Source organism: Enhygromyxa salina, assembly GCF_002994635.1.
Lineage (GTDB): Bacteria > Myxococcota_A > Polyangia > Nannocystales > Nannocystaceae > Plesiocystis > Plesiocystis salina_B.
The window spans coordinates 1-23,673 of the sequence record NZ_PVNL01000020.1; the positions used below are offsets into that span (position 1 = coordinate 1).

19 protein-coding genes and 1 tRNA gene are annotated in these 23,673 nt (G+C 69.1%); 6 read left to right on the top strand and 14 right to left on the bottom strand.

Features of this window, described 5'->3' with window-relative positions; all coding sequences use genetic code 11:
- Nucleotides 1–580: 580 nt before the first annotated feature.
- On the top strand, nucleotides 581–2,356 hold the full coding sequence (locus ENSA7_RS03990) for a DUF6178 family protein (RefSeq protein ID WP_106087860.1): 1,776 nt from the start codon (nucleotides 581–583) through the stop codon (nucleotides 2,354–2,356).
- Between the two features lie 30 nt (nucleotides 2,357–2,386).
- Here the strand turns inward: ENSA7_RS03990 and rnc are convergent, their stop codons facing one another.
- On the bottom strand, nucleotides 2,387–3,175 hold the full coding sequence (gene rnc / locus ENSA7_RS03995; protein WP_219907904.1) for a ribonuclease III: 789 nt from the start codon (nucleotides 3,173–3,175) through the stop codon (nucleotides 2,387–2,389).
- A 118-nt stretch (nucleotides 3,176–3,293) separates the two neighbouring features.
- Here rnc and ENSA7_RS04000 point away from each other — a divergent pair, with 118 nt between their 5' ends.
- Nucleotides 3,294–3,707, top strand: coding sequence for a TerB family tellurite resistance protein (locus ENSA7_RS04000; RefSeq protein ID WP_106087861.1), 414 nt, complete (start codon nucleotides 3,294–3,296; stop codon nucleotides 3,705–3,707).
- Nucleotides 3,708–4,081: 374 nt separating this feature from the next.
- Here ENSA7_RS04000 and mnmA read toward each other — a convergent pair whose 3' ends face one another.
- Both mnmA and ENSA7_RS04010 read right to left on the bottom strand, forming a co-directional pair.
- Nucleotides 4,082–5,155: a tRNA 2-thiouridine(34) synthase MnmA gene (gene mnmA, locus ENSA7_RS04005; RefSeq protein ID WP_106087862.1), complete on the bottom strand. Its 1,074-nt coding sequence runs from the start codon at nucleotides 5,153–5,155 to the stop codon at nucleotides 4,082–4,084.
- Nucleotides 5,155–6,330, bottom strand: a complete 1,176-nt coding sequence (locus ENSA7_RS04010; RefSeq protein ID WP_181233100.1) for a cysteine desulfurase family protein — start codon at nucleotides 6,328–6,330, stop codon at nucleotides 5,155–5,157. Before ENSA7_RS04010 ends, mnmA begins: the two co-directional genes overlap by 1 nt.
- 106 nt (nucleotides 6,331–6,436) lie before the next feature.
- On the opposite strand from ENSA7_RS04010, the gene ENSA7_RS04015 reads away from it, so the two are divergent.
- The gene (locus ENSA7_RS04015) at nucleotides 6,437–8,062 is read left to right on the top strand and encodes a GspE/PulE/PilB domain-containing protein (RefSeq protein WP_106087864.1); all 1,626 of its coding nucleotides are present in this window, start codon (nucleotides 6,437–6,439) and stop codon (nucleotides 8,060–8,062) included.
- Nucleotides 8,063–8,089: 27 nt separating this feature from the next.
- On the opposite strand, the gene ENSA7_RS04020 is transcribed toward ENSA7_RS04015, so the two are convergent.
- The 5 genes from ENSA7_RS04020 to ENSA7_RS04040 form a co-directional block, all read right to left on the bottom strand.
- A complete protein-coding gene (locus ENSA7_RS04020) occupies nucleotides 8,090–9,022 on the bottom strand; it encodes a hydroxymethylglutaryl-CoA lyase (RefSeq protein WP_106087890.1) in 933 nt (310 codons plus the stop codon).
- 243 nt (nucleotides 9,023–9,265) lie between these two features.
- Nucleotides 9,266–9,856, bottom strand: coding sequence for a flavin reductase family protein (locus tag ENSA7_RS04025; RefSeq protein WP_181233102.1), 591 nt, complete (start codon nucleotides 9,854–9,856; stop codon nucleotides 9,266–9,268).
- A gap of 512 nt (nucleotides 9,857–10,368) precedes the next feature.
- The gene (locus tag ENSA7_RS04030; RefSeq protein WP_106087866.1) at nucleotides 10,369–12,741 is read right to left on the bottom strand and encodes a hypothetical protein; all 2,373 of its coding nucleotides are present in this window, start codon (nucleotides 12,739–12,741) and stop codon (nucleotides 10,369–10,371) included.
- A gap of 78 nt (nucleotides 12,742–12,819) precedes the next feature.
- Nucleotides 12,820–13,398, bottom strand: a complete 579-nt coding sequence (locus ENSA7_RS04035) for a protein-disulfide reductase DsbD family protein (RefSeq protein ID WP_106087867.1) — start codon at nucleotides 13,396–13,398, stop codon at nucleotides 12,820–12,822.
- A gap of 35 nt (nucleotides 13,399–13,433) precedes the next feature.
- On the bottom strand, nucleotides 13,434–16,190 hold the full coding sequence (locus tag ENSA7_RS04040) for a carboxypeptidase-like regulatory domain-containing protein (protein ID WP_106087868.1): 2,757 nt from the start codon (nucleotides 16,188–16,190) through the stop codon (nucleotides 13,434–13,436).
- A gap of 429 nt (nucleotides 16,191–16,619) precedes the next feature.
- Here ENSA7_RS04040 and ENSA7_RS04045 point away from each other — a divergent pair, with 429 nt between their 5' ends.
- Entirely contained in the window at nucleotides 16,620–17,936 is a 1,317-nt protein-coding gene (locus ENSA7_RS04045) for a serine/threonine-protein kinase (RefSeq protein WP_106087869.1), read from the top strand.
- Here ENSA7_RS04045 and ENSA7_RS04050 read toward each other — a convergent pair.
- A complete protein-coding gene (locus ENSA7_RS04050; RefSeq protein ID WP_146157300.1) occupies nucleotides 17,925–18,434 on the bottom strand; it encodes a hypothetical protein in 510 nt (169 codons plus the stop codon). The two genes, ENSA7_RS04045 and ENSA7_RS04050, sit on opposite strands and share 12 nt — an antisense overlap.
- Nucleotides 18,435–18,887: 453 nt before the next feature.
- On the opposite strand from ENSA7_RS04050, the gene ENSA7_RS04055 reads away from it, so the two are divergent.
- Nucleotides 18,888–19,292 (top strand): acyl-CoA thioesterase, encoded by a 405-nt coding sequence (locus ENSA7_RS04055; RefSeq protein ID WP_219907905.1) that lies wholly within the window; start codon nucleotides 18,888–18,890, stop codon nucleotides 19,290–19,292.
- A gap of 14 nt (nucleotides 19,293–19,306) precedes the next feature.
- Here ENSA7_RS04055 and ENSA7_RS04060 read toward each other — a convergent pair whose 3' ends face one another.
- From ENSA7_RS04060 to ENSA7_RS04075, 4 genes are all read right to left on the bottom strand, one after another.
- Entirely contained in the window at nucleotides 19,307–20,143 is an 837-nt protein-coding gene (locus tag ENSA7_RS04060; RefSeq protein WP_106087872.1) for a hypothetical protein, read from the bottom strand.
- On the bottom strand, nucleotides 20,140–21,033 hold the full coding sequence (locus tag ENSA7_RS04065) for a hypothetical protein (protein ID WP_106087873.1): 894 nt from the start codon (nucleotides 21,031–21,033) through the stop codon (nucleotides 20,140–20,142). Before ENSA7_RS04065 ends, ENSA7_RS04060 begins: the two co-directional genes overlap by 4 nt.
- Before the next feature lie 60 nt (nucleotides 21,034–21,093).
- Nucleotides 21,094–21,528 carry a hypothetical protein gene (locus ENSA7_RS04070; protein ID WP_146157301.1) on the bottom strand — a complete coding sequence of 145 codons (435 nt, stop codon included), beginning with the start codon at nucleotides 21,526–21,528 and terminating at the stop codon, nucleotides 21,094–21,096.
- Nucleotides 21,529–21,622: 94 nt separating this feature from the next.
- The gene (locus tag ENSA7_RS04075) at nucleotides 21,623–22,027 is read right to left on the bottom strand and encodes a Rid family detoxifying hydrolase (protein WP_106087875.1); all 405 of its coding nucleotides are present in this window, start codon (nucleotides 22,025–22,027) and stop codon (nucleotides 21,623–21,625) included.
- A 73-nt stretch (nucleotides 22,028–22,100) separates the two neighbouring features.
- On the opposite strand from ENSA7_RS04075, the gene ENSA7_RS04080 reads away from it, so the two are divergent.
- Nucleotides 22,101–22,173, top strand: a tRNA-Val gene (locus ENSA7_RS04080).
- A 25-nt stretch (nucleotides 22,174–22,198) separates the two neighbouring features.
- Here ENSA7_RS04080 and ENSA7_RS04085 read toward each other — a convergent pair.
- Complete coding sequence (locus ENSA7_RS04085) at nucleotides 22,199–23,338, bottom strand: esterase/lipase family protein (protein WP_106087876.1); 1,140 nt, start codon at nucleotides 23,336–23,338, stop codon at nucleotides 22,199–22,201.
- Nucleotides 23,339–23,673: the final 335 nt, after the last annotated feature.

The window sequence follows — 23,673 nt, forward strand, 5'->3', positions numbered from 1 at the left end:
CCCCCGAACACGCAACCAACAGCCGACGCCCCCCCCGGAGCCCACCGCGCACAACCCCAATCGCCGCCGCGATCTCCGGACTACGCGGAGAAAAGTCCGGCTCGCTCACCCCCCCAAACTAGCAGGAAACCGACAAATCCGAGCGAGCACCAGCCACCGCCGCCGGCAACTTCGAACAATGCCCGCCGAAAGGAGAAGAGCTCCCTTTTAGCGGACCGCAGTGCCCCCACGCGGGTCCCAAACACCCAGCCACCGCGGGCCGCAAACTCAAAGATCCCACGGAAGGGCAAGCAGAGCCCCCCTTTTAGGGGGCCACACATGCGGCTGCGTACAGCAGACCGCCCCGACGAGGGAGCGCCAGCGACCGACCGGACGCGAAGCGGCCGCCTTCGGCAAAGTGCAGTGCCCCCGTGGGGGTCCAAACGCAAGCAGAGCCCCCTTTTAGGGGGCCACACATGCGGATGCGTACAGCAGACCGCCCCGACGAGGGAGCGCCAGCGACCGACCGGACGCGAAGCGGCCGCCTTCGGCAAAGTGCAGTGCGCCCGCGGGGGTCATAATTAAATCGTACCCTGCGGGCGTGAGCACCCCCGAGATCCGCGCCGCCGAGCGCCTCAGCTCCGCACAAGAGCAGACGCAGCTCGTCGTCGACGAGCCCCTCAGCCTCGAAGCCCGCGATGACGCCGAGCAGGTGGTCCGAGCGCTGCCGGTCCAGAGCTTCGTGACCGTCGCCCGCAAGCTGCGAGAGGAGCGTCGCCTCGACCTATTGTTGCCCCACGCCACCGCCGAGCAGATCACGGGTCTGTTCGATCTCGACGCCTGGGAGCGCGATCGTCTGGCGATCGCGCGCGCCCGCGAGTGGCTCGACCGGATCGTCGAGGCTTACCGCGACGCCTCGGTCGAGCGCGGCCGGCTGACGGATCTGATCTACGACACGGACCCCGAGATGTGGATCTTGGCCAACGCGCCCGCGACCGCGGTCGCGGATCTCGACGAGCCCGACAACGACGAGCAGCGCCAGCAGGTGCTCGAGGACATGGCCGCGCTGCGCACCTGGGAGACCCCCGACGGTCACTATGTGGTGGGCGTGCGCGACGACGAGCTCGGCAACATGACCTTGCGGGTGCTGTTCGCGGTCTACGACGACAGCCTCACCGAAGGTCGCAAGCTGATCAGCGCGATCAAGTGGAGCGTCCACTCCGAGGTCGAAGAAGAGCTGCTGCGCTGGCGCAAGGGCAGGCTCGCCGACCTCGGGTTCCCGGAGTGGGACGAGGCCATGCGACTGTTCACGCCGCTCGCCCGCGACGCCGTCAGCGGCCGCCGCGACGACGAGCAGGGCCCCGACGCCCACATCCCCGAGCAGGTCCAGCGGCTCGCCGGCCACCGCAGCATCCTGCCGCCCGCGAGCCTCGGGGTCACGCGCGACCTCCTGCGCCGGGTCATGCAGCGGCTCGACGACGACGAGTACGACCTGCGCCTGCGCGAATTCCTGCTGCTCGCCAACGAGCTCATGGCCGCCCAGCGGTTCGAGCCTGGCGACGAGGCGCTGCAAGAGCGGGCCGTCGCCCAGGCCCAGGCGACGCTCAACCTCGCGTGCGAGCTGCTGTTGGCCGCGGAGCCCCAGGCCGATCCAGAGGATTTCATCGCGGCTCGGATCGCCACGGTCGGGCTTCGCAAGCTGTTTCGGTTCGGCTACTCGCCGCTCGCCAAGCTGCGCAAGGCCGCGCTCGCGCTGCACCGCGATGGCCAGGTCTCGCTGGCCAGCGTGGGCTCGCTGCTCGATCGCCCGTGGGGACCCGCGGTCGCCAGCTTGTCGCGCTGGTACCCCGAGCTTCCCGTCGACGGCAAGGCCAACAGCCGACCGCTGCGCAACCTGGCCGACCTCGCTCGCGCGACCGCGCTGATCGGTGAGGCGGGGGCGCTCGCGCAGCTGGCGTTCGCGGCCCAGGGCCTGGCGATCGACCCCGTGTGGATCAACCGCGTCGACGAGCCCGATCGCCTGCACCTCGGCGACCTCGTGCGCACGGCGATCGTGTGCGCCCAGCTGCCCGGGTCGAGCACCGCGGAAGGCCTGCGACCGCTCGGCCCGTCGGACCTGCGCTGGGCGGCGAACAATTTGATCGACGCGAACGGGCGGCTGATCGCCCCGGTCACCGAGATGCTGCGGACCAAGCTCGCGGCGATCGACGCCGAGGATCGTGCGGAGGCGCTGGCCGCCGTGGTCCTGCCACGCCTGCTCATGGAGCTCGCCGGGCTCGAGGTCCGCGACGACGGCGAGCCCGATCTGACCAAGGTCGGCGGGCTGTTGACGATCCAGCAGGTCGGCGTGTGGATCAAGACCACGATCGGACCGTGACCGCCCTCCCCGCGCCGAGCGAATAGCTGCTCAGTCCCGGCCGCGCAGGGCGTCGAGCGCCGCGTTGCGCTCGGCGAGCCGCAAGCTTCGTCCCTCCCCCTCGCCGAGCACCTCGATCTCGCCGCTCGCCTCGTCGTGCAGCTCGACGCGCGCGCGCCAGTGCGGGGTCTCGGGCGGCGGTGGCTCGCCGACCGCCACGTACACGGGCGTCTGCTTGCGCTCGGCCTGAATCAGCTGTTGCAGACGCGACTTCGGATCGACCCCGTCCTCGGGCGCGAGCTTGCGCAGCCGCGCGCCGAACAGCTGCTCGAACACCGCGGCCGCGGCGGCCGTGGGATCGCTGCCGGCTTCGCGCGCGTCGAGAAACACCGCGCCGAGCACAGCCTCGAGCGCGTCGGCCAGGGTCCCCGCCCGCGCTCGTGCCCCGCGCTGCTCATCGCCGCGGCCCAAGAACAGCCACTCGCCCAGGTCGATGTCGCCAGCCGCCCGAGCCAGCGATCGCTCGGACACGACCGACGCGCGCAGCCGGGTCAGCGGCCCCTCTTCGAGCTGGGGAAAGCGACGCCACAGCGCGTCAGCGGCGACCAGGTCGAGCACCGCGTCGCCAAAAAATTCGAGGCAGGCGTTGCTGGGCCAGCCTGCGTCGCGATTTTCGTTGGCCCACGAGCCCACCGTCAGGGCCACGCGCAGCAGCTGCGGCCGGGTGAAGGTGTGTCCCAGGGCTTCGGCGAGCGGCGCGAGGTTGGCCAACTCCTGGGCGACCACGCCGTCGTCCGAGCCGGGTAGCCCGCGCAGAACCTCCGGCAACGCCGAACTCACGGCCGCAGGCTACCACGAGCGATCAAATAGCCGCCTGATCCCTCGGCGGCAGCGCAGACAACGGGCAGACAACCCGCCGGGGACCGCGCTATAAGTGGCGCTCGAGTTCCGACGCGCCATGCAAGACCACATCCTCACCATCACCGATCTTCTGCTCGGAGCCGCCTACGCCGACAAGCGGCTCGAGGGCAACGAGACCGCGAAGATCCGCAGCTTGCTCGCCAAGCTGCTCGGCTCCGCGACCTTCCCCGCCGCCGTCGAGGCCCGCTTCAAGGACTTCTCGCCCGCGGCGTTCGATGTCGAGAAGGCCGGCGCGCACCTGGCCGGGCTCGATGGGGATCGCCGCAAGGTGCTCGAGATGATCGCCGCGGTCAGCGAGTCGGACGAAGAGATCGATCTCTCGGAGGATCGCTACCTACGCCAGGCGGCCGAGGCCATGGGCCTGGCGGCGAAGGACTTCCGCGATCTGGTCGTCGACTTCCAAGAGGTCGACGAGCTCGAAGGCATCCTCGCCGACACGCTCGGGCTGTAAATGACCCCCACAGGCGGCTTCGCACTTCGCGGTCACTCGCTTCGCTCGCTCCCATCGGGCTAGCTGTGCGCGGGCGCATGTGTGGCCCCCTGGAAGGGGGCTGTATATATGACCCCCACAGGCGGCTTCGCACTTCGCGGTCACTCGCTTCGCTCGCTCCCATCGGGCTAGCTGTGCGCGGGCGCATGTGTGGCCCCCTGGAAGGGGGCTGTAAATGACCCCCACAGGCGGCTTCGCACTTCGCGGTCACTCGCTTCGCTCGCTCCCATCGGGCTAGCTGTGCGCGGGCGCATGTGTGGCCCCTGGAAGGGGGCTGTATATGACCCCCACATAGACCGTCGCACTTCGCCGATTGCAGCCGCTGGCGCGGCTGATCAGGTGCTGCGGATCCAGCCGCCGCCCAGCACTTGGTCGCCGGCGTAGAACACCGCCGCCTGGCCGGGGGCGACCGCCCGCACGGGAGTGTCGAACCGGACTCGCGCGCGGGTTCCTTCGAGCTCGACGATCGCGGAGTGGGCGACGCCGCGATGCCGAACCTGAACGCTGGCGAACATGCCCTCGGGCTCGTCGATGTCGGCGAGCCGACGCACGTCCTCGACGATCACGCTGTGCACATCGAGTTCGTCGGGCTCGCCAACGATGACGGTGCGCGACTCGGGCAGCACCTTCAGCACGTAGCGGGGCCGCTCTGCGCTGATCCCCAGCCCGCGCCGCTGGCCAACGGTGACCCGATGGATGCCGCGGTGCTCGCCCAGCAAGGTGCCCGCGCTGTCGCGGATCTCACCGGGCTCGAGCGCGCCCAGATCGAGGCCGAGCGCCTGGGCCCGCGACTCGACGATCTCACCGTGGTCGCCGCCGGGCACGAAGCACAGCTCCTGGCTGTCGGGGGCCTCGGCGTTGGGCAGGCCGAGCGCGCGGGCCTTGGCGCGGACCAGCTGCTTGGTCCACGTCCCCAGCGGAAACTCGACGACGTCGAGCAGCGCGCGGTCCATGGCGAACAAGAAGTAGCTCTGATCTTTGCTGGGATCGGCGCCACGCAGCAGCGCGCCCGACTCGATCCGTGCGTAGTGACCAGTCACCAGACGCTCGGCCCCCAGCGCCCGGGCCCGAGCCAGCAGCGGGCCGAACTTGACCTGCTCGTTGCAGCGCGCGCACGGGTTGGGGGTGCGGCCGGCGGCGTACTCCCGCGCGAAGTCGTCGATCACGGCGGCGGTGAAGCGCTTGCGCTCGTCGACGGTGTAGTGGGGAATCCCCAGCTGATCACAAGCCCGGCGAGCGAGATCGATCTCGGCTGGCGAGCAGCAGGTCCCGCCGCGACCGCGACGCTCCTGCGCGCCTGCGTCGTACAGCGCCATCGTCAGGCCGACGACCTCGTGGCCGGCCTCGACCATCAACGCCGCCGCGATCGACGAGTCGACGCCACCCGACATCGCAACGACGACCCGCATCAGTTGACGCCTCCGTGCGCGCGGACCCGCTCGACGATCTCCGGCAGGCGATCGAGCAGCGCCTCGACCTGCGCGCGGCTGCTGTCCTTGCCGAGTGACAGGCGCAGGGCCGAGGCGGCGAGCGCCGGATCGACGCCGAGCGCCAGCAACACCTTGCTGCCCGCCAGCTTTCCGCTGTTGCAGGCCGAGCCGGTCGAGACGGCGATGCCCTCGAGGTCCAGGTTGATCAGCAACAGCTCACCGCTGCAGCCGGGGATCGAGGCCAACACAGTGTTGCCCAGGGTCTGCTCTGGATCACCGTGGATCACCGCGTCGGGCACCCGCTCGCGCAGCCCGACCAGCAGCTGCTCGCGCAGCGGAACAAAGCTCGCGCGGCGCTGATCGAGCTCGCGCGCGACCAGCCCGGCGGCCACCCCAAACCCGTGGATCGCGGGGACCGGCTCGGTCCCGACCCGTCGCCCCCGCTCTTGCGAGCCGCCGATCCACAGCGGATCGAGCTCGTGATGCTGGCGGTGGATCAGCGCGCCGACCCCCTTGGGCCCGTGGATCTTGTGGCTCGACACGCTCATGAGATCGAGGTCCCAGGCGCCGAAGTCGACCTCGACCTTGCCAAAGGCCTGAACCGCGTCGCTGTGGATCACGATCGGGCGGTCGACGCCCGCACGGATCGCCGCGACCAAGCCCGCGATGTCGCAACGATTGCCGAGCTCGTGGTTGGCGGCGGCGATCGAGACCACGCCCAGCTCCGGCCCAGCCACCAGCGCCGCCACGACCCGCGCAGGATCGACGCGACCGTGCCGATCCACGCCCACGAACACCCGCGGCGAGCCCTCGCTCTCGAGCCGCTCGCCCGCGCCGAGCACGGCCGGATGCTCGATCACCGTCGACAGCAGCCCGTGGGGTTTGCCGGCGCGGCGCAGCGCCCGACACGACCCGACCACGGCCAGCGCGTCGGCTTCGGTGCCGCCGCTGGTGAAGGTGACCTGCAGCGGCTCGGCGCCGACGGCCCGCGCCAGCTCGCGCCGAGCCTGCTCGACGACCGCCCGTGCTGCACGTCCGCGTCCGTGAACACTCGACGGGTTGCCGTCGAGCGCGGGGTCACCGAGCAGCTCGATCATCGCGCCCCGGACCCGCGGATCGAGCGGGGTGGTCGCGTTATGGTCAAAGTCGATCACGGCGGAGGCGTATAGCACGAGCACCCCCAGCACGACTGCGCGTTTGCCCAGCGCGGTTGGCGTTGACGTGGGGGCGCGCGACGAACGATGATTCGACTACGCCCAGATGAGCGTGCTCGGAACCATGATGTTGAGGGCTGGCCTCCTGTCGGAGAGCCAGGTCGCCGCTGCAAACCAGCAAGCGGCCGCGAGGTCCAGCTCTCACGTGGACGCGATCCTCGAGCTCGGGCTCGCGGACGAAGACACGCTCGTCGCGTTCCTCGCCAGCAAGCTGATGATCCCGCGGGTGCGCTCGTCGTTGCTCGAGCGCGTCGACGCCCAGACGATCGCTCGCTTGTCCCCGGTCCTGGCCTGGGACTTCAAGTGCGTGCCCGTCAGCTTCGACGAGATCGGCAACTTGACCGTTGCGATGTCGGACCCGACCGACGAGCGCGCGATCGAGGCGCTCACGCAGCAGAGCGGCACCTACCTGGTCCGAGCCGTCGGCTCGGCCTCGGATCTCCGCCGCGCGCTGGACCGTCACTACGGTCCCGAGCATCAGGCTCGTGAGCGTGCGGCCACCCGGGGCAACGTGAACGAGTCCGACCGCCCGACCGAGCTCGAGCTCGAGCCAGTTCGTGGTCACCACGCGCCAAGCGTCGCACAGCAGGTTCCAGCCGCGCAGCAGGTTCCAGCCGCGCAGCAGGTTCCAGCCGCGCAGCAGGTTCCAGTCGCGCAGCAGGTTCCAACCGCGCAGCAGGTTCCAACCGCGCCGCAGGCTCCAGTCGCGCAGCGGGTTCCAGTCGCGCAGCGGGCTCCAGTCGCGCAGCGGGCCCCAGCCGCGCCGTACATGAGCGTCGGCGTGATCCCGGACGACGATGACGACGCGGTGCCGATCCACCACGGTCACGCCGTCGCCGAAGAGGTCAACAGCGGCCCCCACGAGCAGGCGAGCGCGCCCGAGCAAGATCACGGGACCCAGCCCCACGCGGCGCCCCAGATCGTCGCGCCTCCGGTCGCCGCCCCGTACCTCGCGGCGCCGGCCGAGGCACCCGCTCCCTACGTCGCGCCGCCACAGGTCCACAGCCCACCGGTCGCGCCCTACGTCGCTGGCCCGCCAGTCGAGGCTGCACACGACGACTCCCACGAGCGACCGACGGTGGTCGAGACCCTCGCCAGCGGTCCGCCCGTCAGCCGTGGACCTCGGCGGCCCCGCGCCCACACCCCGTGGAACCCACCCTTGGCTGGCGTGGCGAACGAGCCGACCCCGCTGTCGCCAGAGGCCTTCGCCCGAATCCTTCCGAGCCTCGAGGCCGTCAACGATCGGGACGAGGTCACCACCTTGTTGCTCGACTTCCTCGGTGACGGCTTTGGCCGGGTGATCTTGTTCGTGCACAGCCACAACGAGCTCCGGGGCCTCGACGCGCGCGGGAAGGATCTTCTGGTCGAGGCCGTCCGCCAGGTCCGGATCCCGAGCACCGGCCAGTCACTGTTCGCCACGGTGCTCGAGCGCGGCACGCCCTACTTCGGCCCCACCCCGACCGACAGCAAGATCGACGTGGCCTTCTCGCAGGCCCTCGGCGGCATCAAGGGCAACGTGCTGCTGTTGCCGATCACCCTGGGCAGCAAGGTCCCGCTGCTGCTGTGGGCCCACGGCACCAGCCACCCAGTCGACCCCCGCTCGATCAACGAGCTCAGCGCGGGCGTCAGCACGGCGATCCTCCGCATCATCTCCGCCGCCCGCCGCAGCTGAGCGGCGAGCTGCCAATCTGCCTGAGGGCTAAACTTGTACGCCTTGTTTGGCGCAGGCGCCGACGTACGCCTTGGTGTACTTGCTCGGCAGCTCGCGCCCGAGCTTGGCCCCGATCTCCACCGAGATCGCCGGTAGGCGATCGAGCTCCACGCCCGAGCGGATGCCCATGCCATTGAGCAGGTACACGACGTCTTCGGTGGCGACGTTGCCCGAGGCCCCCGGCGCATACGGACACCCACCGAGCCCGCCGAGCGAGCTGTCGATCGTCCGAATCCCGAGCTGCAAGGCCACGGTCGTGTTGGCCAGCGCGGTCCCGCGGGTGTCGTGAAAGTGCACGGCCAGCTGATCGTAGCTGAGCCCGGCGCCCAGCAGCCCCTGCAGGATCCCCGCGACCTGCCGCGGGGTCCCGACCCCGATCGTGTCGCCGAGGCTGAGCTCGTACACGCCCAGATCGACGAGCGCCTTCGAGACATACTCCACGTTCTCGTACGGGACCTGGTCCTCGTAGGGGCAGCCGTACACACACGACAAGTACCCACGCACGGCCATGCCGCGATCTCGGGCCTCGCGGACGACCTCCGTGTAAGTCTCGAGCGCCTTGTGGGTGGACTTGTTGATGTTCTTGCGGTTGTGGGTCTCCGACGCGGCCATGAAGATCGCGATCTCGTCCATGCCCGCGCGCGTGGCCGAGTCGAGCCCGCGCATGTTGGGGACCAGCGCGCTGTAGCGAACCCCCTCGCGCCGACGTAGCCGGGTGGCGACCTCCATGTGATCGGCGAGCGCCGGGATCCACCGCGGATTGACGAAGCTGGTGATCTCGATCCGCCGGATGCCGGCGTCGACCAAGCTCTCGATCATCGCCAGCTTGGTCTCGACCGGGAGCACGGTCTTCTCGTTCTGCAGGCCGTCGCGGGGACCGACCTCGTAGATGTCGACGTCGTGGGGGAGCGCGTCGAACATGTGCTTGAACCACTCGCTCGGGGCAGCGGCGCCGGGCCCGGCGGTGTGGTCAACCACCTGTTCCCTGCCCTGCGCCGGGGCTTGTGCCGGGCTGCGAGCCTGGGACACGCGCTCGGCGTGTGGGGGGATTTGAGTCTCGCTCACGTGCGCTCTCGCGAGTGTACAGCGAATGCCGCCGGACGTTTCAGATGGCATCCAGGACGCCGTAGCGCAATCCCTCACGCCGCTGTCCAGTGTGGGGGGTCACTTCGGCGCGACTGGCCGCGCGAGCTCGAACTGCCCGGCCGTGGTCGTGTAGCCGGTCCCGCCGAGCCGGCCCACGCCCGCGAGCGACGCGGGGTCGATCGGCAGCAGATGCCCGCGCTCGTCACGCTGAGCCAGGTGCGTGGCCAGCCAAACGTGCACGACCTCGGCGATCACGAGGGTCGAAGACGGCGTCCCTTGCCGCGTTGTCCCCAGCGGGACCGCGTGCGTGAGCCGGCACTCGAACCCGGCTCGCGCCGCCGCGACCCTCGCCGGGCCAACCGCGACCGCCGGCGCGGCCTCCACCCCGCACGCGTCCCACTCGCTGATCTCGGGCGGAAAGTCGGCGGAGCTCGCGTTCATCGCCTGCACCAGGGGCTCGCTGACGTGGCTGATCGTGAGCTCGCCCGTCTCCAGGATGTTGGCCAGCGTGTGCTTTGGTCGCCCAGCCTGCCAGCTGATCCCCAGCACGATCGTCGGCGGGCTCGAGCACACGGCCTGAAAGTAGGAGAACGGCGCGAGGTTGCGGCGCCCCTCCCCGTCGACCGTCGAGACCCACGCGATCGGCCGCGGCGCGACCAGATCAGTCATCAGGCGGTAGCTGTCACGAGCGGAGAGATCGACAGCGGGGAGTTCGACGGCGGCCACGGCCAGTTCACGATCCACGCAAGGCGCTGCGATTACAAGACGGACGCGGACCGACTCGCGCGCTCCTACGCCCAGCCACATTCAGCCGCGCGCGGCCCTGCCGGTCGGACGCCCAGCAGCTCGACGGCGGTCTCGCATCTTTTGCGAGCGCGATTGGCTACCGCGAGCAACACGACCCGCACGTGCGATCAACCACGAGCTCGACACCCAACCACGAGCTCGACACGCAATTGGGCACCCCCTTGGGTGGCAGCAGATGGTCAGACGAGAGCCCCCTTCCAGCGGGCCACACACCCAACCACGAGCTCGACACGCAATTGGGCACCCCTCGGGTGGCAGCAGATGGTCAGACGAGAGCCCCCTTCCAGGGGGCCACACACACGACCGCGAACAGCCTACCCACCAGGAGCGAGCGAAGCGAGTGACCCGCGAAGTGCGAAGCCGCCTGTGGGGGTCTAATACCTGCGCTTGCTGAGCTCGACCAGGGTCTGGTTGAGTGACTCTCGGGTGTGTCGCTCGCGGCGCTCGTCGCCGTCGTGCTCGCCCAGCAACACCTCGAGCGCGTGCTTGGCCTTGTGCTTCTCCGTCGCGGCGAGGTCGAACTCGGGCAGCTTGTCTTCCTTGAGCAGCTCGAGCAGCGTGTCGATGCCCTTGCGGACCGTCTCTTTTTGCTGCCGGTAGTAGTCCTCACGCATCCGCGCGAAGTAGTCGGCGAAGATCACCGGATAGTCGGGATCCTCGTTGGGGTGCGAGAGCGCCCAGGCGCCGACCCGGGCCAGGATGTCCTGGCGAAACCCCTCTTTGGCGTTGGGGTCCATCGACTTCTCGAGCTCGCGCATGAACTTTTCGTCGGGGTCGGCGAGCTTGCCGGTCAGCTCGTCGAACATTCGCTCGCGCTTCACGAAGTGGCTGGCGTGGATGACGTACTTGCGAAACAGATCGAGGTAGCGATCTTCGTGGACCAGACCGAGCGCCTCGCGGACCTCGCGATCCGACAGATCGAGCCAGCGCTCATACGCGAACTCGGTGATCGAGCCCTCGCCGTCGAGGTGGTGAAAGCCGGACTCGGTCTGGGCCAGGTGCATCCAGCCGTGGTGGACCGCGTCGCCCAGAAACTCGCGCAGCTCCTCGAACAGGGCTGGCACGGTCACCGTGCGCCCGTTGTCGCCGCGCTGTAGCCCCGCGCCCGCGCCCACGCCCGAGTCGGATCCCGACTCGGACCCCAGCTTCGAGGCCGCGGCGAGCAGCACGTTCTTGAGGTCGCGGACGCTGGCCCCAAAGCTGCCCTCGTAGTCGCCCAGAATGTGCTCGGTGCCCTGGCTCTTGGCGATCGCGTGCTCGAATTTCTCGGCGTACATGCTGGGGACCGCGGCCAGCAGCTCGCGCGCCTCTTCACTGGACAGCCCCGAGGGGACCCGGCCGTAGGCGTACAGATCGGCCTTCTCGAGCGGGCCGATCCGCTTCATGGCGTCGGTGATCTTGCGCGAGTACTTGTTGAGATCGGGCTGGCGCAGCCGCGTCATCACGCCCCACAGCGCGAGGATCCGGGGCACGTGCGGGGCGATGTGAACGCCGCGGAGCAGATCGCCGACCTGCTCTTGATAGATCTTTCGCTCGACCCGGTAGTCGAGCAGATACGGGACGGAGATCAGATCCAGTCGGGCCCGAAAGCTCTGGTACTCCGCCGCTCGCCGGGCGCGGAACTCGAGCAGGTTGATGTCGTTGGCCGAGCCCGTGAACACCACGTCGAGCCCGAGCAGCAGGTGGTCCAGGACCACGTGGGCGCTCTCGGTCGCGGTCAGCAGGTACTTGTAGTGCTCGTAGGGGCGCTTGAGCAGGTCCGAGAAGCTGATGACCCCGCGCTGGGCGTCGACCAGATCGCCCTGGGTCCCGTACATCACCTGCCCGGTCACGGACGCCGGGAGGTGCGCGAACGCCTTGTCGCCGGTCACCGGAAACGAGCGGGCGTCGACAGCCTGCTTGGGCTCGACGTCGACCAGGCCGCAGCGGTAGGTGCGGCTCAGGTGCAGGCGCTCGATCTGCACGTGCTGATAGACCTTGCGCAGATCACCTTGATAGCCGGCCAGCAGCGCGTCGAAGATCTTGCGGTTGCGGGCCGAGAGGTCGCCGTTGCGGATCGTGTACGGGACCACGAACTCGGGATCATCGGCGAACACCTCGCGCAGCAGCTGCTGGCGGGAGCCGCGTGGGATCAGATAGATTGGGTGGTCCTTGTTCTCGTCGGTGAGCCGGGCCTGGATCACGTCGCCGCTGAGCCGCGCGAAGCTCTCTTCGCCGAGGATCTCGCGCAGCGGCGCGGACCCGAACCCGATCCCGCTGCCGCCCTTCTCGCGGGTCGGAAACACCCACGCGAACCGATATGCGATGCCCGCGTCGGTGTGGGAGTAGGCCTCGAGCCCGGCCTGCAGGCACTCGAGCAAGGTGCTCTTGGCGCTGCCGTTGGGCCCGTGCAGGAGCACCAGCGAGTCGATGCGCCCGAGCCGACAGTAGCCGTCGAGGACCTCGTAGAGCTCGTTTTGCCCGCGCTCTTGCCCGACCAGGCGCGGGCCGTCGTCGAAGGTGCGATCGAACAGGCCAAACCGATTGACCATGCCCTGCGGGGTCCGGACCTGCGCGCGACCGAAGTAGTCGAGGGCGTCGCGGACGTACTGGGCGCTGTTGCGAGCGTGGACCCGCGGATCGGCCAGCAGCAGCTCGAACCACTCGTCGAAGCTGAGGATCCGACCGGTCGTGGCGAAGTCCTTGGCGACGACTTCGGCGAGCTCGGCAAGGCGCTCGGACGCAGGGGGACGGCTCGGATCAGGCATGGAGGAGGATCACCTTTGGCCAGCCCGGGCCAGGCCCGGACGGCGACCAACCATAGCAGAGCCCGAGCTGAAACCGCCTCACTTGACCGCGACTTGGAACTCGAGCGTCTCGGTCTTGGGCACGCAGGCGGTGTCTTGACACACGGCGAATTTGATCTCGCCCGTGAAGGTCTTCTCGCCCGCCTCGGACGGGGTGTACTTGACGGCGAACTCGCAATTTTGCTCGTCGAACTTTACCGCGTCGTCCTTGCCGAGCTTGGGATTGGCGACCACGACTCCGGCCGGGGCGGTGACCTGCAGCTTGGTCGGGTACTCGAGGTTCATGTGCCAGGACTCGCTGGGGATCACGCGAATGCTGACCTGGCCCTCTTCGCCGACCTTGCCCTCGCTGGGCTCGATCTTCAGGGCGTATTGCTGGTTCTCGCCGCCCGCCTCGCCGGCCGCGGTCCCGACTTTTTGATCCCCGTCGACTGGCTGACCCTCGACCGCCGGATCCGCCGCGGGCTTGTCCGTGGAGCCGGCGGCTGGCTTGGCCTCGCCATCTTTGCCCTTGGCGGCCCCGTCACCGGCATTATTGGCGCATGCGGGCAGCACGACGCCGACGAGAGCGAGCAGCGAGAGGGACGAACAAACACGGAACAGCTTCGACTTGGACATGGCTTGAGCTCGAGAGTGGAGATGCGCAGTAGACCTCACAGCCGTTCGAACCGCAACCGCACTGCTTTTGTTACCTCGCCCCGAACGATATCGGATCGCAGCTCGACCGGCGCAAGCACCGCGGCCCCCGACGACGGCGGCTCGGCGCGAACGACGACGTCGCCAGCGGGTATCCCATCGACAAACCACTCGCCGCGGCCGTCGCTGCGGGTCGAGCCCAGCAGCTCGCCGCGGAGTGAGCGAACTTCGATCGTCGCGCTCGCAACTGGATCGCCGACGTCGTCGTCGATCGTCCCGCTGATCGATCCGCCCTCGGTCAGCTCGACGGTCACGCGAACCAGCCCGGTCCCGTCGTGGCGAAGCTCGATGGTCTTGTCGACCCAGCCCGGCGCGCGCAGCTCGAGCTTCACGGCGTCACCGACCAGCTGGCTCAGGCTCGCGCTCCCCTGGTTGTCGGTCGTGGCCTTGGCGTGACCCGCGAGCAGCTCGACGTTGGCGATCGGATCACCGCGCACGGCCGAGCGGACCAGCACGCTCGCCGCCCACCCGGCGTCGAGCACGAGCTCGTGGCGGAGGCCAGCGCGCTCGTCGACGACGGCGTCGGACGCGGCTGGTACGTGCGCGCCGTGGCTGAACTCGAGCTTGACCCGTCCAGGCGCGAGCTCGTCAAACCCATACAGCCCGCGCGCGTCGGTCCAGGTGATCAGCGAGGGCGACAGCCCGTCGAGCGGGCGCAGCTCGACCTCGACGTCGGCGATCGGCTGGTGGTTGCCGTCGACGACCCGGCCCTCGAAGCGCCCGGTCGCCGGGGCAAGCTCGACCTCGAGATCCATGGGGGCGTCGCCGAGCTCGACCGCCACGCGCTTGGGGATCATGCCCACGCCCCGCAAGATCAGCTCCTGTTCGCCGCGCCGAAACCCCGCGTCGAACACCCCGCGATCGTCGGTGGTCAGGATCATCCCGTCGCCCAGATCGATCTGAATCCCGACCAGCGCCTGGCCATTCTCGCTGCGCACCACCCCGGTCAGCGGCACGCCCTCGCGCAGCTGCAGGCGCAGGTTGGTGTGGACCTCGCCCGAGCGCAGCTCGAGGGTCGTCACCGCCGAGCCCGCGTGCTCGCCGTGCGTGGCCCAGATCCGGTAGGAGCCCGGCAGCAGCGAGTCGATCTCGAAGCGGCCGTGCTCGTCGGTCACGATCACGCCGATCCCCCCGGCTTCCTCGTCCTCGGCGAACAGCGGGATGTCCAGCACCGCGCCCTTTGTCACACCGAGGCTGCCGTCGCTGGCACCGATCGCGGCCGCGAACATCCGGCGCCGCGTGTCGCCCTCGCCGACCGAGAACGCGACCTCGCTGTCGAGCACCACCTCGGCGCCCGCGACAGGTCGGTCGTCCTCGTCGACGACGATGCCCTCGAGCTTGGCCGGACGGATCAGCACCACGACCTGCTCGGGGCCCTCGAACCCCTGCATCCCGACGTCGACCTCGACCGCCTCGGGCGGCAGGTAGCCGTCGGCGTCGGCGTGGACGAAGTACGGGCCCGGCACCACCGGCCCGATCAGGGTTCGCCCGTCGGCGTCGGTCTCGGCGGTCTTTTGCAGCATCCCGATCTGGCTGTAGCCAAGCGTGACGCGGGCGCCAGCGATCGCTTCGCCCTCGGGATCGACGACCCGCACAGGCACCCGAAACGCGGGCACCAGCGCCAAGCTGACCCGCAGATCCGGGGTCACGTTCTCGAGCGGGACCGAGGCAAACTCCGGCCCACCGGGCTCGCTCGCCGGGACCGTGACCTCGACCCCATAGATCCCGTCGGCGAGCTGCTCGAACACGAAGCTGCCGTCGTGAGCGAGCGAGCGCTCGACCGCCGGCCACACCGACGAGCCCTCGAGCCGGACCACCGCGCGCGCGAGCAGATCCGGGCTGGCGACGACGGCACCCTCGAGATCGATCAGCGCGTCGAGCACCATCAACACCTCGTCCTCGGGCGAGATGGCCTCGACCACCGACAGCGCGAACCCGGGCTTGATCGCCCGCAGGCTCAGCGGACCGTAGGGCAAGGTCGTGAACTCGAACCGCCCCTGCGCGTCGCTCACGGTGCGCCACGGTATCGCTTCGTCCAAGCTCGGTCGCGGCAGCGCCTGGACCTGCACGTTGGCCAGCGGCTCGCCGCGCGCGTCCACGGTCTGACCGCTCACGACGTGGCCGGGGCCCAGCGCGACGCTGACGAGATCGATCGTACGGACGCCGTCGACCACCTGACCAGCGGCCTGACCAGCTGCCTGATCAGCCGGCACGTCGGCGTCCGTGGGATCGAGGTTCGCCTCGATCAGACCGCGCAGGTGGCCAGCCACGAGGATCTCGACGTGAACGACCCCCGTGATCCCGGCCGTCAGCTCGAGCTCGTAGTCGCCGGTCGGGGCGCACGGCACCTCGCCGCTGACCAGCTCCCCGGCCTGCCACGCGCGGACGCGGCAGTCGGTCGTGCCGGGCGGCTCGAGTTTCCACGCCGGAACCTCGGCCAGCATCGCGGCCAGGTTGGGATCGGCGAGCGCCGCGGCGCTCGGCTTGGGCTGGTCGTCGGCCGCGCCGCCCGCCGTCTCGCCGTCGCTCACGTCCTCATCGCGGGGGAGCTCCCGCCATACGGTGCCGCGGATCACCGTGGTCGGAGCCAGTTGACCGGGCGGCTGGTCGAGCTCGGGGCCTGGCTCACCCGCCGCGATCTCCCCGATTGACGGGTCGGATCGGTCACAGTTCGATGTCCACACCGCCGAGAGCACGAGCAACACAATGGCCATGACCGCCGCGCCGACGCTGACGCCGGGTCCAGACCCGCGCGCCTGTGACCGCGCGGGGTCAGGCGAAAGCTCGGCGCGTGTACGCGCAGTTTTAGCGAGATCTCGTGGGTCGCCGCTGGGTTCGAGACCGCCCAGCGGCTCCGGCTCGGAGGACACGAGCGCACCCTACCAACCCCCGGACGCGGCGGCATCCCCCGCGCTCCAACACCCGCCACTAGCCATTTGCGCGGGCCGAATCATCACAGGCCTACGCGTGCCCTACGTCGAGTCGCCCCAAAAATCCCCGCCGTGGCAAAGCGCCCCTCTGTCTAAAAGACCGTCATGGTCACACTAATTGCCAATTGGACCAGCGGGTGGCGCGCCTTCCCGCTGACTCTGTGACGACTATCGCCGAGAGTTGCAGTGGAGTTGTGGTATTGAACAGACCTCATGGGTGCACTGCTTCGAGCTATCGACGATCGGACCGGGCGCTCCACGCCCGGTCGCGGCGGCGGCAGCGGCGAGGACAGCTCCGTGATGATCGCCAACAGGTACGAGATCATCGGGCGCGTGGGTCGAGGTGCGACCGGCACGGTCTACCGCGCCTTGGACCACACCCTCGATCGCCATGTGGCCGTCAAGCTGCTGGAACCAGGTGACTTCGCGATCGCCGAGCGCGAGGCGCAAGTCCTGGCCAAGGTCACGCACCGCAACGTCGTGACCATCCACGACTTCGGGCATGACATGGGCGAGTCCGGCGGGCACCGCTACCTGGTGCTCGAGCTGCTCGAGGGCGTGGACTTTCAGGAGTGGCTGAGTCAGCGCCCATCCGCCACGGAGATCATCGAGCGCTTCATCGACGCGGGCCATGGACTCAACGCCGCCCACCAGGCGGGCCTGGTCCACCGTGATTTCAAGCCCAGCAACATGTTCTTGACCAAAGAAGGTCGCGTGGTCGTGATCGACTTTGGTCTCGCCCGCAGCCTCGTCAGCCTCGACGACGACGACGAGCCGCAGCGCTTCGCCGAAGGCACCCTCGCCTACATGGCCCCGGAGCGGCTCGCCGGCCACGACAATGACGAGCGCAGCGATCAGTTCTCGTTCTGCGTGGCCCTGTGGGAGGCGCTCGCCGGCACCAGTCCGTTTACCGGCGCCGATCCGCTGGCGCGCTACCGTTCGATCCGCAGGGGTCCGGGCCGCGCCCAGCAAGCTCCCCGCCACGTCCCCCGCCACGTCATCGAGGCCCTCGAGCGGGGCATGGCGTTCGACAGTACCCAGCGCTTCTCGACCCTGAGCGAGCTGCTGCTGGCGCTCCACCGCCCAGCGGGCGCGAACCACAGGCGGCGGCGCCGTCCGGTGCTCACCGCGGTCGCGGTCGCGGCCACGTTCTTGTTGGGCTGGGGCTTCATGCCCGAGGCCCCCACGCTCGAGGACGCCCACTCGAGCCTGGATCCGCGCGCTGATTTTGCGCTGACGATCCTCGAGTCCGCCCGCAAGCGCGCCGCCGACGGAGACTCGCGGTCGGCCCTCAACGATCTGCTGTATGCGGCCCAGCTGATCACCGCGGCCGGTGAGACCGGTCCGGAGTTCTGCGCCTTCGGGAGCATGATCCCCGACGTCGCGGATCTGATGGCCGAACAGGGCGGCCTCCACGAAGCTCGCACGGCCTACGCCATCTCGATCTCGTTCGCCAAGCCGTGCAAGAACATCTCGAAGGTCGACCTCATGGCCCGGCGCGAATCAACCCGCGCCAAGTCAGCCCTCTGAGCACTCCCAGTCGCCGTTCTCGACCTCCGTGGCGACCTGCCCGTCGGGGCACCACACCGCGATCTGATCGGGAGGGCAGATCGCCGAGGTCTCGTAGCAGCCGCCGTCGCTGGGGTCGCAGCACATCGCGCCCGGCTCTCCGGGTGGATCGCTGGGGACCTTTGGCAAGCAGTAGCCACGGTCGCAGGCGTCGTCGAGCGGGATGTACGCGACCACCTCGTTGGTGCCGGGGTCGATGACCTCGCCGGTATTGACCCACGCCGGGAACGCCGAGGGGCTGCAGCCCCCGGGTCCCATCAACGTGATCGTGGTCCCGTCGTAGCAGACGTCTGCGTTCAGAACGGGCGCGGTGGAGGGGGCGTACTCGCACGCGAACGGGGCTGTCGTGCACAGGTAGCGGTACTCGCTGGCCTTCGACTCGGCCTGCGAACCGAGCACGGCGATCAGCCCGACGACTGCGGCCCACGCGACTTTGATAGCTCCCCTTCGACGCTCCATGCGAATGACACTACAGGCATTTACCCGACTTGTCTCGCGCGAATCGTGTCGAAGTATCACTTTTACTCTCGCCCCCCTCAAATAGCATTCCCTGTAGCCTTCGAAGCGGTTCGGACACCAGTTGATCGGTCAGACCGAAGCCTGCGCTCGGACCGCAAGCTGGCCACAGTCGTCATAATACGTGGTTTTATGCCCCATTGTGGCGTTCTGAGAGGCGCACGCTCAGCGCCGCGCCGAGGTCCCAAAAATCCCCACATTGAACTCACACTATAGCGAATGACATGAACGAAAAATCAGCGCTTTTTCACCTGCCGAAATATGGGTATTCGCCCACTGTAGCGGAGCACCCCAAGCTGGCTTGGCTCGCAATCAATCGTCGCAGTCGGTCAACCCCGCGCGCCCTCCCACCCCCTCAGCGACTCGTCTGCGCGGCCCATGGGCTACGATGCCGCCGTGACGCCAGTCTTCGAACTCACCCGCGCGGTCGATCGCGCCGACATCGACCAGGTCGGACACGTGGGCAACCTCGAGTACCTGAAGTGGCTGCTCGCGGCCGCCGAGGCTCACTCGGCCGCGGTCGGCTTGACCTGGGACCGCTATCGGGCGCTGGGCGGGGTGTTTGTGGTTCGCCGCCATGAGTTCGACTACTTGGGCGCGGCGCTCGAGGGCGACGAGCTGCTGGTGCGAACGTGGATCTCCAGCACCGCGCGCGCCAGCTCCACGCGCGAATACGAGATCCTGCGCGGCCCCACCCGTCTGCTCCGCGGAACCACCCTCTGGGCGTTCGTCCGGCTCGACACCGGCCGGCCATGCCGAATTCCCGAACCTGTGCTGTCCGCGTTCGGGATCGAGACCTGAGGCCGAGGCGTCGCTCACTGACGCGCGAGCAGGATCACCAGCGCGGCCGCGAGCGCGAGCCCGAGGATCAGCGCGACCAGCTTCCGCCAGTCGACCGGCGCGTCACCGACGACCTCGCCGGTCTGGCCGTTGATCAGGAACCGCCACGGCCGGTCGCGGAACCGAAACACGCCAATATAGATCGGCACCAGCAACAGCCGGACGTCGCGGTCGTCGACCAGCGCGCTGACCTTGGCGCTGATCAGGCTGCGCGACTGCATGATCCGCCGGCGATGCTCGCTCGCTAGCTCGCGGTGGGCCTGCACCCGCGCGCCCTGCTTGCTCAGCGCGGGCGGCTCCCAGATCGTGTGAGCGGTCCCCGTTGGGGAGTCGTCGGGGTCTGGCGCCTGCTCCCACGGCGCGGCCTCACGCTCGTCGAACGGTCGCAGCGCGGACAGCTCGCGCTGGCTCAGCCCGGCCGAGGCCGGGATCATGACCGACAGCGCGACCTCATCGACGCCAGCGATCGGGGACTTGCCCGAGCGGGTGCTGGCCCGGCGCAGACCGGCGAAGTGAGTCTCGAGCCGCGAGTGAAACCGCCACACGGGCAGCATCACTGGCTGGACCGTGATCTCGGTCGAGCGCAGCGCCCGGGGTCGCAGCCACGAGCTCGCCGCCCACGCGCGGAATCGGGCTTCGGCCGTGGCGGGGACCACGGTCGTCGGCAGGTAGGCGTCGGGAACGGGCAGCGGCTCACTGGTGGCGTGGACCTCGAGCGCGATCGTGGCGCAGAACAGACACGCCGCGCCCGACTGCTCGGCGTCCCAGACCACCGCGCCGCCGCACGCGAGACACCGCAGCAGGTCGCTCATCCCCACCCTCCCAGCGCGCGCCCGAGCCACGCGAGCACGGCGACCGCGGCCACGATCGCCAGCACCAGCGCCGCGAGCTTCAGCTTCGATCGCGGCACCCGACCGACGACCCGGCCAGTCTGACCGTTGACCACCAGGCGCAGGACGAGATCTCGATGCCGCGCCGTCGCGATCCACACGGGCAGCAGCACCAGGCGGCGCGACTTGACCTCGATCTCGCTCGAGATCCAGTCGACCCGGTTGCTGTCGCCTGGCAGCAGCTCGCGCTGAATTCGAACCACCTCGGCGTCGCGCAGCTCGTCGCGGGCGGTGTGCTCGGCGTCGAGGTCATCGACCGTGGGTAGCTCGGCCTCGAAGCCGGACAGCAGGCGCGGATCATACGGAGTTGCCCAGCCCAGATCGAAGGGGCCGATCGCGTTGGCTTCGTGCTCGGGCAGCCCGACCGAGGCCGAGACCACATGATCCTCTACCTGCCGCGCCGCCGCGCCCTGCAGCGGAAACCACTCGGTCTCGCGGACCTGGCGGGTCTTGGTGCTGCCGTCGGGATCTTTGTAGGACTCGCGGCGATACCAGTGGATGCCGACCTTGGCTCGGTACTCGCTGCGGACCACGCCCTCGTAGACCCAAAACGGCACGAGCACCCCACGCAGCCCCTGCCGGCGCAGTCGCACCTCACGAAGCTCGCGCGGGGCAAACCGGCGACCGCTCAGGTACGCGCGCAGGTGCTCGAGCGCGGCCCGCTCGGGCACGCGAAACGGAACGATCGAGTGAAACGCCGTGGCCGCGCGCGCCTCGTCGACCATCGGCGAGTCGCAGTAGCTGCAGGCCAGGCTGAGCGCGGGGCCGTTGAACCACGAGGTCGCCCCGCAGCCAGTGCACTGCCGGATCAACCCGCTCGCCTCCCGGCCACGATCAACAGTCTACGCGCTCGACTCGCGCGATTTAAGCGATCATTTGCCGACCCGGGGCTCGCCCGCTTCAACCCGCGCGCGGACTTCATCGACGAGATCGAGCGCCTGCTTCTCGCCGACCCCCGTCGGTGACAGGTGGCGATACGCGTCGGCGATCCTGTGCCAGGGAAACGCCTCGAGATCGACGCGCCCCAGCCACGCGGTCGCCGTCATCAGGCCCCGCACGATCGCCTCGTCGGTCACGATCGCTGCCATCGCCTGGGGTGCCACCCGCAGCGCGCGGTTGATCTGCTGGCGTTGCGCGCTGTCGACCTCGACCGCGCCGATCGAGGCGGCGAGCACCTTCAGCACCTGCGGCGACGCGATCGTGTCGCAGTAGTCGGTCCAGACTTCGCTGGGGATCGGGCCGGGTAGGTTGAACGAGACCAACAGGTCGCCAACCACGGTCCAGTTCTTGGCTTCGAGTTTGATCATGCTCGCGGACTCAGACTCCACCGAGGCTACAACGCAGCGCGCACACCGCCGAGCGAAATCGACAGCTCACCCGACCGCGATCACCCTGCGGCGATCACCCGACCGCGATCACGTCGATCTCCACCAGCGCGCCCTTGGGCAGCGCAGCGGCCTGGATCGTCGCGCGGGCGGGGTGTGAGCCGGTCGTGAAGCGCTGTCCGTAGATCGCGTCGACGGTCGCGAAGTCGGCGATGTCCGCCAGGTAGATCGTCGCTCGCACCACGTTGGCGAAGCTCATGTCCGCGGCCCCGAGCACCGCCCCGAGGTTGTCCAACACCTGGGCAGCCTGCTGCGCGACATCACCAGGGATCCCCAGCTCGGGCTTGCCGGGGACCAACCCGATCTGTCCCGACGCATACAGGGTTCGGGCAGCGCCCGCGGCGACGATCGCCTGGTTGTAGTTGCCCACCGCCGCCGGGGCCCGCTCCGTACTGATGACTTCGCGCTTGAACTCACTCACGCGCGCAGGATCGCCTGGCCCACGCGCGCTTGCAAGCGTCGGCGAAGCTTGCTAGAAGCCCGGTCCCGTCCACGGGCACGTAACTCAGTTGGTAGAGTGCCACCTTCACACGGTGGAAGTCACAGGTTCAAGTCCTGTCGCGCCCAACCCCAAACGACCAGCTAGGAGCTCCTAGCTGGTCGTTGTCGTTTCGCCCCACCCGGCCATGAACCGCGCGACGTCGCCCCACAGCCGCGCAAAATCGGGGTGCCGAAACCCACAGCCAGTCGCGACCCAGTCCATGTGCGGCGGATCGTGCTGGCGGTCGTCGAAGTACCCGATCACATCGTGGTGATCCGCCCGGGCCACGTGGATCACCGCGCCGTGGATCTGCGAGCGGGTCGGGACCAGGCCGTCGTTGGCGCGGGTGTCGGGGACCTTGCCGTAGATCCGCTCGAGCGCCTCGCGCTGGCTGTCGCTCGGCGCTCCAAAGCTGTCGGGATCTTGGGTCGCGCACAGCCGGTACAGGCCCTGGTAGAGCAGATGGCTGACCTGCGCGATCGGGTTCATGCCGAGCTCCACGGTCCCCCGCAAGCGTGGCGGCCGGGCTCGCGTCAGGGCGCTGGCGTAGCGGACGCCTGGGTTGCCGCGGACTCGCTGATCAAACCCCGACATCGCCTCGGGGCGGAGCTGATGCAGCAAGCTCTGATCAGCCCGCATGGCGGTGAAAAATTGTTCGATCGGCCGCACCCGCTCCGTCGACAGCGGATCAGCGAGCAGCGCATAGACGCGGTCGAGCGCCGACTCGCGCAGCATGATCAGCTCGTCGATTCGGGTGACCAGCCGCCCCAGGCTCATCGCGCTGGCGACCGGACGGCCCGCGAGCCGCAAGCCCTGCACGCTCAACAGCGCGAACAGCCGCAGGAGCTTCTGGCCCTCGACCCGCACGAGATAGTCGGCCAGCGGCGTGCCCTGATGCGGGGTCGACACGGTGGTCAAGCTGCGCACGCGGGCCCGCAGGTCGTCGAGCTCCGGCAGGCTGCCTGGACTCAGCAGCACCCGGGCGTCGAGACCACCGGTCGAGTGACCCACCAGGTGGATCGGCGATCCGTCGGCCGGCACGATCGCGCCGATCCGCTCGCCGAGGTAGCGGGCGCGGCTCTCGATCGAGGCGGTCGGCAGGGTGTCGAGGGCGTGGACCCGAGCGGCGACGCCGAGCTCGGCCAGGCGATCGCGCAGCAGCTGCTTGACCCCGGTGAAGTAGGGCAAGCCAGCGATGGTCTGGAACCCGAAGAAGCCGGGCACGAGGAACACCTGCGCGGTCGGGCTCACCTACCTCGGTTGTACCCGAGGCGGCCCGTTCGCCGAAAAAGCAGCGACCCGTCGGCAGCGTGCCGACGGGTCGCAAAATGGTTCGCGTCTTGCGGGGAGCCCCGACGTTCCATGTCGGGTCGTGAGAACTCGAGCGCGCGCCGTAGCTGCTTGCACGGGTGCTGCGCGCTCGAGCGTTCTGTACCAACGGCCAGTCCCCTCATGCAAGGAAATTTTGATGTGAGCGGAATTGAGGCATCTTGCCCCAACCTGCCCCAATGCGCCTCTGATCCACCCTCGCGCGCACAATGATCGCACCACCTGACACCATTACCGGGGTCGAGCGACCCCAAATC